Origin of the sequence: Companilactobacillus halodurans (assembly GCF_009600985.1) — a bacterium.
Lineage (GTDB): Bacteria > Bacillota > Bacilli > Lactobacillales > Lactobacillaceae > Companilactobacillus > Companilactobacillus halodurans.
Genome location: NZ_VDFP01000268.1, coordinates 1 through 1,058, shown reverse-complemented (window position 1 = coordinate 1,058; position 1,058 = coordinate 1). Strand labels below are relative to the sequence as shown.

Below are 1,058 nucleotides of genomic sequence, written 5' to 3'. Positions count from 1 at the left end.
TTTATTCATGAAAATGAAGTTAAGGGAAGTCTACTCTGCATTAAAAATTCAAAGCGACTCAATCGAGGACGTTGAAATAACTGGCGTTTGCTTCGATAGTCGTAAGGCCAAACAAGGCGATTTGTTCTTTCCATTACAAGGGGAACGTGATGGACATGAATTTATCGACAGCGCAATAGAAAATGGCGTGAGCGCGACAATTTGGCAAAGTGATCATGATATTCCTAATGACAAGATACCTTATGTTGTCGTTAAGAATGTTTCGAACGCTTTTGAAACATTAGCCAAGTATTATTTGAATAAAGTTAATCCCAAGGTTGTTGCCGTGACTGGTAGTAATGGAAAGACGACGACTAAAGATATGATTGCCAAGGTTTTGAGCACAAGTAACAATGTTGCTAAAACACCACAAAATTTCAATAACGAGATTGGTGTACCTTTTACAATTTTGAACATGCCAACTAACACCGAAGTATTAGTTGTGGAAATGGGCATGGATCGTCCTGGTCAAATTGATCATTTGAGTAGTATCGCTAATCCCGATATTTCAGTTATTACTATGATTGGTGAAGCACATATTGAGTTCTTTGGAACAAGAGATAAGATTGCTGATGCCAAAATGGAAATCACTGATCACTTGCATGAAGATGGTACTTTCATTTATAACGGGGATGAACCATTACTGTTGGAACGTGCTAAAAAGGTTAACCAAGATCAATTAACTTTTGGTAGTCATAATAGCAACAATTTATATGCAACTGAAATTGAAGCTAAGAAGACAACAACTAGTTTTACAACCAATCAATGGCCAGACGTTAAGTTTGAAATTCCAATGATGGGGGAGTATAACGTCAATAATGCCTTGGCAGCTTTATTAGTTGGTCAAGCGTCTCATATTAAACCACTTGCAATGCAACAAGCTTTGCGTGACTTGTTTGTGACTGAGAATAGAACTGAATGGCTTAAAGCCAAAAATGGTGCTGATATTTTGAGTGATGTGTATAACTCTAATCCCACAGCAGCGATTGAAGTTTTGCACAGTCTCAAAGATATCCACA

At 37.4% G+C, this 1,058-nt stretch carries 1 protein-coding gene; it reads left to right on the top strand.

What is annotated here, in order from left to right:
- A partial coding sequence (locus FHL06_RS14085; protein WP_238334072.1) for a UDP-N-acetylmuramoyl-tripeptide--D-alanyl-D-alanine ligase occupies positions 1–1,058 on the top strand: 1,058 nt, incomplete at both ends.